Consider the following 9,243-nt stretch of genomic DNA (forward strand, 5'->3'; position numbering starts at 1 on the left):
GAGCCGCTGTACAGCGGGGATTTCGACGCCACAGAACTACCCGAGCACTTCGACGAAGTGCTCTCGAACCTCCAGGAGGACGAATAATATGAGTAACAGAAACGGCTGGCAACCCCAGACTCGTCTCGGCCGAAAGGTCGCCGATGGCGACATCGAGACGATGGAGGAGGCGCTGAACTCCGGCCTTCCGCTCAAGGAGCCGGAGCTCGTCGATCAGCTCCTTCCCGGTCTCGAAGACGAAGTGCTGGACATCAACATGGTTCAGCGCATGACCGACTCCGGTCGGCGGGTGAAGTTCCGCTGCGTCTGTGCTATCGGCAACCGCGACGGCTTCGTCGGCTACGCGGAAGGTCGAGACGATCAGGTCGGTGGTGCCATCCAGAAGGCTATCGAGATCGCAAAGCTGAACATCATCGACGTTCCCCGCGGCGCAGGGTCGTGGGAAGACCGAAGCGACCGACCGCACTCGCTCACCCACCGAACGAAGGGGAAGGCGGGCAGTGTCGAGGTCGAACTCATCCCGGCACCGGCCGGATTGGGTCTCGCAGCGACCGACACCGTTCGCAAAATCCTCGAACTCGCGGGAGTCGAGAACGCCTGGACGAAGAGCCACGGCAACACGCGAACGACGCTCAACCTCGCCAAGGCGACCTACAACGCGCTGGAGAACGCCTCCCAAGCGCGTGGCCCACGCGCCCGTCCCGACGAGGAACCGGAGGTGGCTGACTGATGGAAGCAGTCGTCCAAGTTCGCGGTGAGGTCAACATGAACCAGGACGTTCGTGACACCCTGTCGATGCTCAACATCCACAAGGTCAATCACTGCGCGCTGGTTCCGGAATCGGAGACCTACCGCGGCATGATCACGAAGGTCAACGACTTCGTCGCCCACGGGGAACCCGACCAGGAGGTCCTGGAGACGGTTCTCGCCAAGCGAGCACAGCCGCTCGAAGGCAGCGACGAGGTCGACGACGAGTGGATCGCGGAGAACACCGACTACGACGACGTTGCCGACCTCACGGGCGCGCTCCTCGACGACGAGACGACGCTCCGTGAGCAGGGCCTGACGCCCGTCCTCCGCCTTCACCCACCACGTGGTGGACACGAGGGTATCAAACACCCGACGAAGGAAGGAGGCCAGCTCGGCAAACACACGACAGAGGAAATCAGCACGCTCCTCAAGGCGATGCGATAACCATGACGAGCAAGAAACGACGCCAGCGTGGCTCGCGGACGCACGGGGGCGGAACCCACAAGAACCGCCGCGGTGCCGGACACCGTGGTGGTCGCGGACGCGCCGGTCGCGCAAAACACGAGTTCCACAACTACGAACCGCTCGGAAAGCACGGGTTCTCCCGACCCGAAGACTCGAAGGAAACGGTGCTCACCGTTTCCGTGCAGAAACTCGACGAAGACGCCGCGCTGTACGCGGCCGAGGGAGTCGCCGAGGAGACCGACGACGGCTACCAGCTCGACGCACGCGATGTCGTCGACGACGGCTGGGACGCTGACGCCGTCAAGGTGCTCGGCAGCGGTCAGGTTCGCAATAGCCTCGACATCACTGCGGACGCCTTCTCGGCATCCGCGGTCGAACTCATCGAGGAAGCGGACGGCGACGCCGTCCTGAGCGACCGGGCCCAGGAAGAGGAGTTCGGCGAAAGCGAAGACGAAGACGACGCGGAATAACTCCGTTCGTTGACCGTTTTTTGATACAGTTCCCGGTCGAGTAGTAACGCTGATCAGGACATAATTGCGCTTCTCCGAATCGGGAATGGAGTTGGACTTCGAGCTTAAAACTTTGTGGCCGTTTCTCGAATTACCCTAAACTGCCCGAGACCGTATTCTGTGGCCCCCTCGCTACATTATACTATCTATTTTTGTCTGTGATGCGAGTCGAAGGAGATACATGTAGGGAGCTTCGAATTGATGTTGAACATGGGTTGGAAAGAGACTGCTGAACCAGTCCTCACACGAATGCCCGCCGTCCAGCGCCCGGAGGGACACATACCCTTCAAGCGCAAGCTGATGTGGACGGGGGGAGTGTTACTGCTGTACTTCTTCCTGACAAACGTCTTCCTGTACGGGGCAGACCAAGGTGCCGATATCTTCGGTAACTTCCGTTCGATCCTCGGCGGTGGACGAGGAACTGTCCTGCACCTCGGTATCGGACCGATCGTCACCGCGAGCATCGTTCTCCAGTTGCTCGGCGGTGCGGACCTGTTGGGACTGGACACTGACGACCCACGCGACCAAGTGCTCTATCAGGGCCTGCAGAAGCTGCTGGTCGTCGTGATGGTCTGTCTCGAAGGGCTGCCGATGGTATTCATCGGCGGGTTCCTGCCGGTGAACGACCAGGTCGCTGCCAGCCTCGGCATCGGCGACTTCGGCGTCCAGTGGCTCATCTTCGCCCAGATCTTCATCGGCGCGGTCCTCATCCTGTTCATGGACGAGATCGTCAGCAAGTGGGGTGTCGGGAGCGGTATCGGGCTGTTCATCGTCGCCAACGTCAGCCAGAGCCTCGTCGGCGGTCTCATCTCGCCGGCGGGCATCGGTGAGTACACCGGCCTCATCCCGCAGTGGATCAACATCATCACCGGGAACGCGGAGAACATCTCGCTGCTCACGGCGGGCGGTATCCAGTACCTCCTGTTCGGCGGTGGGCAAATCATCGCGCTCGCCACGACGATACTCATCTTCATCGTCGTCGTGTACGCGGAGAGCGTGCGCGTCGAGATTCCGTTGAGCCACGCACGGGTGAAAGGCGCACGCGGTCGCTTCCCCGTGAAGCTCATCTACGCGAGCGTCCTGCCGATGATCCTCGTCCGCGCCCTGCAGGCGAACATCCAGTTCCTCGGGCGCATCCTGAACCAGCAACTTGGAAAGAGCATGCCCGCATGGCTCGGTGTCTACGGTAGTAATGGATACCCAACCGGCGGGATATTCTACTACCTCGCACCCATCCAGAGCCCGAGTCAGTGGATGTGGTGGTCCAACTCCCTTGCCCAAGCGTGGTGGCAGGTTCTGGTCCGCGTCGGTCTCGACCTCGGATTCATGGTCATCGGCGGTGCCATCTTCGCGATCTTCTGGGTGGAGACGGCGGACATGGGTCCCGAATCGACCGCGAAACAGATCCAGAACTCCGGGATGCAGATTCCCGGCTTCCGCCAGAACACGGGCGTCATCGAGAAGGTGATGGAGCGGTACATCCCGCAGGTCACCGTCCTCGGCGGCGCGCTGGTCGGCCTGCTGGCCGTCCTGGCGAACATGCTCGGTACCATCGGTGGCACCTCCGGTACCTCGCTGCTGCTCGCGGTGTCCATCACGTACAAGCTGTACGAGGAGATTGCGGAGGAACAGCTAATGGAGATGCATCCGATGATGCGCGAGATGTTCGGCGGATAAGATCACCGCACGCGATTCGATTTTCACTGCGGTTCCGTTTTTTCACCACCAGTTTGGCAAAGCGTATCAGTCGAACCCGGGGAAACTTCTTGAATCACGCCGATGATTCACGGACCATGGACTCGGCGTTCGTGTTTCGCTCCCGTCTCCGTTCCGCGATGGCGACGTACGTTTCGGCACACGAGACGCCGTTCGAGGTTCCCGACGACGAACCTCGTGCGGACGGCGACAGCGCGAGCGTTCTCGTTCCGTCGTCCGACCGCGAGGGCGTCGTACTCGAAGCGGTACAGTCCGATGTGGACCCGCACTCGGACGACGTGATCGGGCGAGGACAGCAGCGTGCCATCGAGAACGGAATCCGCGTCTTTGCGACGGTCAACGAGAACGACGCGTTCCTCTTTCGCCGTCCGAACTCCGAGAGCGCATCTCCGACGACCGACGTCTCGGAGTTCACCCGGCGAGGGTACGACCTGCGAACCCGGTCGATGGCCGACTTCTGCGGGGAACTCCTTCGGGACGCGGTGGCGCTACAGGAGGGCACGGAATCGCCGGTTCGGTTCGGCGATTTCTTCGTCGGTCGGCTTCGAAGCTTTCACGCCACCCTCGTGCCGCGATACGAGTCGCTCATCGCCGACGCGTTCGAGGAGGACGACGGCTTTCACGACTCGCTGGCGACGTGGGCGGACGAGAACGGCTATCCCCTCGATTCGGACTTCGACCGAGCGGTTCGGATCACCGCCCAACAGTACGGCTGTTTACTGGTGGCACGCATCGTGTTCGATGGATACCTTCGGGACGGTGACCGTGAACCGAGCGAAGCGAGAGAGGGGTTTGCAACCGAGGCGTGGAAGGATTCGAACGACGGGTTTTGGAGCGAGATACCGAACGACGATGGGACGCTGGAACGATTGGAACGGTTCGCGAGGAGCATCGAGCGTGAACCGTTGGACGACATCGAAACCGACGTTTTCGGGCGTGTGTACCAGAAGCTCATCCCGGCCGAGGAACGGGCGGAACTCGGCCAGTTCTACACGCCGGACGAAATCGGGCGACTGCTCGCCCGCTGGGCGGTTCGGTCACCGAGCGACAGGGTACTCGACCCGGCGAGCGGGTCCGGTTCGCTCCTCGTGGAGGCCTACAAGCGACTGGATGCGTTGGGGTCGGGGGACCGTTCGCATCGGGACCTGCTTCGGCAACTCACGGCCGTGGACATCGACGAGTTCCCGCTTCGACTGACCGAGTTGAACCTGGCGGCGCGAAACAGCCACGAACCGGCGGACGAACGCTTCGTGCATCACCGTGACTTCTTCGACCTCGACCCGGAAGCCGTCGGAACGTTCGACGCGACGGTTGCGAATCCACCATACGTTCGACAGGAGTTCATCGCCACGGATCGGGAGCATTTCCGCGAGCATCTCGAAGCGCTGGATTCGGGGGAAGCACTCGACGGACGGAGCGATCTGTACTGTTACTTTCTGACGCACGTCACGGGGTTTCTTCGGGAGAGCGCACGGGTGGCGTGGATCGTGCCGACGAAGTGGATGACCGCGGATTACGGTCCGTCGCTGCAGCGATTCCTCTACGACCACTACAAGGTCGAAGCGGTGGTCGGGTTTCGAAACCGCCTGTTCGAGGATGCGCTCGTGGACACGGTGTTGTTGCTATTGGAACGGACCGACGACGCGACGGCACGACGGAACACGCGGACGAACTTCGTCCGTCTCAACGAACGGATGGACCCGGACGACGTCATCGACGTGATCGACCGTGACGCGACGGGTTCCGGGGACCTTCGAATCAGAAGCGAAGGGAGCCATCGGACCATTACCGTCGCTCAGTCGCATTTGACGGCACGTCTCGGCGGGAAATTGCATCACTACGTCACGGCTCCGGCACTCTACACCGCGGTTCTCGAACACCCCGAGACGGTTTCGCTGTCCGAGATTGCCACCGTCACGCGAGGAAAGAAGACCGGGGCGAACCCCGTCTTCATCCTCGATGCGGACGGTGACTGGGTCCGCCGAGTCGAGGACGGATTCCTCCGCCCGGCGATAAAGAGCGTGAAGGAAGTCGATGGTTACGAGCACTCGGTGGACGGCGCGGAGAAGTGGATGCTGGACGTGGCCGAATACTCGGAGACGGTGCTCTCCTCGTCCGAATCCGCCGATGGGGACGACTGCAACGATGTCGCCGCCGTTTCCAGCGAAACCCGCGTCATCTCGGCGCTCGAACGGGATGGCCACGACGGCGTGGCCGCCTATCTTCGATGGGCCGACGACCATCCATCGAGCACGAACGACTCGGTGCGGATCAACGACCCGTGGTTCGCGATGGGGGGACTGGACGACAAAACGGCACCCATCGTCTGCCCGCAGGCGATGGACACACGTCGGTTCTTCTTCCGAACTGATGGGGAAGTCGTTGCCAGCAACCGGTTCCTGCTCGTCCACCCTCGACAGGGGGACGTGACGCTCCTGCTCGGGTTGTTGAACGCCAGCCTCTCGAAAATCGTGATCGAGAGCCACGGGAGGGTGACGGGTGGGGGAGCGATCAACCTCTCCAGTTCCGACCTTCGAACCCTTCGGGTCGTCGACCCGGCAGCGTTGACGGACGAGCAGAAATCAACGGTTCGGGAGGGCTTCGAGCGACTGGCCGCTGGTGACGGCGGTGGACAAACCGCCATCGACGACGTGATCATCGACGTGCTCGACCTCGACGTGAGTGCCGAGCGAATACGCACGATCGCACGGACGATGAAATCGGCCCGCCGAACGAAAGGCTGTGAGGTCCAGTCGGCGGTTCGGACGTTGGACGCGTTGGAAGACGATATCGAGATATCGTTCGACGATTGAACGCTTCGGTACCGCGGACTCCATTCGATGCCCTTCGTGCTGATTTATACGCCCTCCCGTCGTTTCTCCGGCATGAATCGGGAACGCGGATTCCTACTGTTTCTCATCGCCGTGTTCGGCCTCCTCTCAATTCTGCTCGTCAAACCGTTTCTCCAGTACGTGTTGGCTGCAATCCTGTTGGGATACGTCCTGTTTCCCGTTCAACGCCGGTTGAAACACCGCGTCGGCACTCGGGTATCCGCACTCTCGCTCCTCGTCCTCACCACGCTCGTCGTCCTCGTTCCCGTCATGGCGCTCCTGGCAATCGCCGCCCGGCAGGCGATCACGCTCATCCGAGTGATCGCTCGCGGCGACCAGCAGGTCGCCGAACTCATCGCGTTGGTCGAACGATACACCGGCGTCACCATCCACGGTCGAACGTTACAGGAACTCCTGCCAGCGGGGAGTTCCTCACGTCTGGTGGATAACGCGCTCAGTATCTTCGGCGGCGTCTCGAACGCCCTCATCGGTTTCACTGTGATGGTGTTCGTGCTCTACTACCTGCTCACCGGTGGGGAGGAGTTTGTCGCCTGGATTCGCCGGTGTACGCCCCTCCACGACGACGTGCAGGACGAACTGTACTCCGAGATGGACCGGGTGATGTGGGGCGTGTTGGTCGGCAACGTCCTCGTCGCAATCGTACAGGGCATCCTGACCGGCATCGGCTTCGTCATCGCGGGGGTCCCGGGCGTGGTGTTCTGGACGGTCGTGACGACGCTGCTCTCCCTGCTTCCGCTCGTCGGTGCCTCCGTCATCTGGCTCCCGGCATCAGCGTATCTCTTCCTCGTAAATCGGCCGGTTGCGGCGGGGTTCCTGTTCCTCTACGGCACCTTCGTCATCAGCCTCTCGGACAACTACCTTCGACCGATGGTCAGCGGACGAGAGGCGAAGCTGAACCCCGGAATCCTCGTCGTCGGCATCTTCGGCGGCGTCTACGTGTTCGGCTTCATGGGGCTGTTCTTCGGCCCCATCGTCCTCGGGATGCTCCGCATCCTGCTCACGGTGTTCGCCCGCGAGTACGCCGACATGTGAACGTTCGACGAAATTACTCCACGGAGTTGTTCGACCGCGTGTTTCCGTCGGATGACGACGAAACGGCGATTCCTCGTCGATTTCCGGTTCCGCGGTTTCCGGCGATGCGATTTCGGTCGCTCGAAATGAGGAGGATTCCGGCGTCTCGGCTGTTCACGAGCCGATTGTCGAGAATGGCGTTGCGGTCGCTCGACCGCAACCGGACGCCGACGGAGTTCTCACGGGCGACGTTCGATTCGATCGTGTTGTTCCGGGCACCGTCGGCGAGGTAGATGCCGTAGAATCGGTTCGAAACGCGGTTGTCGCGGATTCGATTGTCGCTCGCCGCGGAGAGCCACAGTCCGGCGATGTGGTTTCCGGTCGCCACGCTCCCGCGGACGGTGTTTCGGTTGGCACCAAGCAGGGCGACGCCGAACTCGTTTCCGCGCGCGACGGTGCCAACGACGGTGTTCCGGGTGGCTTCCACGAGTTGGATGCCGACCAAGGCGTTGTCGTTCACCGTGGTGTTTCGGAGGGTGTTGTTCGAACTGCTGCCGACGAGGAAGACGCCAGCCACGGCGTTCGAGCGGGCGACGTTGTCCACGACCTCGCTATCCCGAAACGAAACGAGGGACAGTCCGACGCGGTTGCGGGCGGTGGTCGTTTCGGCCACCCTCGCGTTCCGGGTTCCGACGAACCGGATTCCGTCGTCCCAGTCGGTCGCCCCAACGTTCCGGACTGTGACGTTCGATCCGCCGATCACGAGGACGCCGGAGGTACCGAACGCACCGACGCCGTCGACTCGGTGCCCGCGTCCGTCGAGCGTCACGTCGTTCGCCGTGATTCGAAGGCACGTACCGACCGTCACGTTTCGGATATCGCCGGTGATCGTGTAGCGTCCCGGCGACGAAATCGTCGTACAGCTGTCGATTCTCGTGCCGTCAGCGGCGTTTTCCTGCCCCGCAGCGGGGCGGACTCCAGCACCTGCGGTGAGGGAGACGACGACCAGCGAAACGATGAGTAGCGTCGTGAGTAGCCTCGAAACGTCGCGGCGCATGTCAACACACTCGCCGTGCTCACGGTTCGTTATTTGCTCGTCTCCCTCGGACAAGCGTTCGTTGCACTCCGGTTGCGACGACAACCCCGTCCCGAATCACGGCCGTAATCGCTGGAGGAGCGGAATCTCCTCGATCTTCTCCTCCGGAAGTACCCCCCAGTCGATATCGTCCGGTCGCTCGGCCGTCGTCTCCGTCCGGACGACGCGCTCGGGCGTCACCACGACGTCCATCGGCACGTCGTGGGGTTCCGGCGCTGGCGCGTCGTCGACCAGTTGTACTTCGTGGACCGTCGTCGCGATCGTCGTGTCGTCGTCCGCCGCCCCCAACGCGTGCAGGACGGCGAATTCGAGGTCGCTGTATCCCTCTCCCTTTCCGATCCGGGTTCCCTCCTCCGTCACCGCCACGCTCCCGGAGACGATGAAATCCACGTGGGGAACTTCGTCCGGTGCGACGGGTTCGGCGTAGCCGTCCATCTTCGACACCGTCGCCGCGGCGTCCGTGTCCTCGATTTCCGCCGGGTCGAGTTTCATGAACGGCTTTTCGTCGCGGAGCCGTGGTTGGGCCATGTAGACGACTTTTCCCTCCCGGAGCGCCCGCCGTCGAACCGGCAACTGCGGCGCGTCGGGATTCGCCTTGATGACCGACGCCTCCTGCCACTCCGGAAGTTCGGCAAGTCGGTCGGCCGCCTCCTTCGCGCCCGCGAAGTTCGGAATCCGACCGTGTGGAGGGAACGGAAACCGAGCGATTCCCTCGTCCTCCAACTGCGTCCAGATTCGGTCGCGGAGGTCGGCTTTGTCCATAGGGAGAGTGGTTCGTCACGACGACTTCAACGCAACGCTTGGCTGGCCATGAGGGATCGGACGAGGTGGAATAGTTGAATAG

At 62.2% G+C, this 9,243-nt stretch carries 8 protein-coding genes and 1 pseudogene; 7 read left to right on the forward strand and 2 right to left on the reverse strand.

What is annotated here, in order from left to right; genetic code table 11:
- The 7 genes and pseudogenes from WBV42_RS13025 to WBV42_RS13055 form a co-directional block, all read left to right on the forward strand.
- Positions 1–87 (forward strand): annotated as a pseudogene (locus WBV42_RS13025) (50S ribosomal protein L18); the annotation flags it as partial.
- Between the two features lies 1 nt (position 88).
- Positions 89–730, forward strand: a complete 642-nt coding sequence (locus WBV42_RS13030) for a 30S ribosomal protein S5 (RefSeq protein WP_066141837.1) — start codon at positions 89–91, stop codon at positions 728–730.
- Positions 730–1,194 (forward strand): 50S ribosomal protein L30, encoded by a 465-nt coding sequence (gene rpmD / locus WBV42_RS13035; RefSeq protein WP_423986410.1) that lies wholly within the window; start codon positions 730–732, stop codon positions 1,192–1,194. Before WBV42_RS13030 ends, rpmD begins: the two co-directional genes overlap by 1 nt.
- Before the next feature lie 2 nt (positions 1,195–1,196).
- Positions 1,197–1,685, forward strand: coding sequence for an uL15m family ribosomal protein (locus WBV42_RS13040; protein ID WP_066141831.1), 489 nt, complete (start codon positions 1,197–1,199; stop codon positions 1,683–1,685).
- 249 nt (positions 1,686–1,934) lie between these two features.
- Complete coding sequence (secY, locus tag WBV42_RS13045) at positions 1,935–3,401, forward strand: preprotein translocase subunit SecY (protein WP_423986411.1); 1,467 nt, start codon at positions 1,935–1,937, stop codon at positions 3,399–3,401.
- 116 nt (positions 3,402–3,517) lie between these two features.
- Entirely contained in the window at positions 3,518–6,253 is a 2,736-nt protein-coding gene (locus tag WBV42_RS13050; RefSeq protein ID WP_423986412.1) for an HsdM family class I SAM-dependent methyltransferase, read from the forward strand.
- Positions 6,254–6,325: 72 nt separating this feature from the next.
- A complete protein-coding gene (locus tag WBV42_RS13055; RefSeq protein ID WP_423986413.1) occupies positions 6,326–7,324 on the forward strand; it encodes an AI-2E family transporter in 999 nt (332 codons plus the stop codon).
- Positions 7,325–7,337: 13 nt separating this feature from the next.
- Here the strand turns inward: WBV42_RS13055 and WBV42_RS13060 are convergent, their stop codons facing one another.
- Entirely contained in the window at positions 7,338–8,414 is a 1,077-nt protein-coding gene (locus WBV42_RS13060) for a right-handed parallel beta-helix repeat-containing protein (RefSeq protein WP_423986414.1), read from the reverse strand.
- A 42-nt stretch (positions 8,415–8,456) separates the two neighbouring features.
- Positions 8,457–9,161: a 5-formyltetrahydrofolate cyclo-ligase gene (locus WBV42_RS13065; RefSeq protein ID WP_423986415.1), complete on the reverse strand. Its 705-nt coding sequence runs from the start codon at positions 9,159–9,161 to the stop codon at positions 8,457–8,459.
- Positions 9,162–9,243: the final 82 nt, after the last annotated feature.

Origin of the sequence: Haladaptatus sp. (assembly GCF_049589095.1) — an archaeon.
Taxonomy (GTDB): Archaea; Halobacteriota; Halobacteria; order Halobacteriales; family Haladaptataceae; genus Haladaptatus.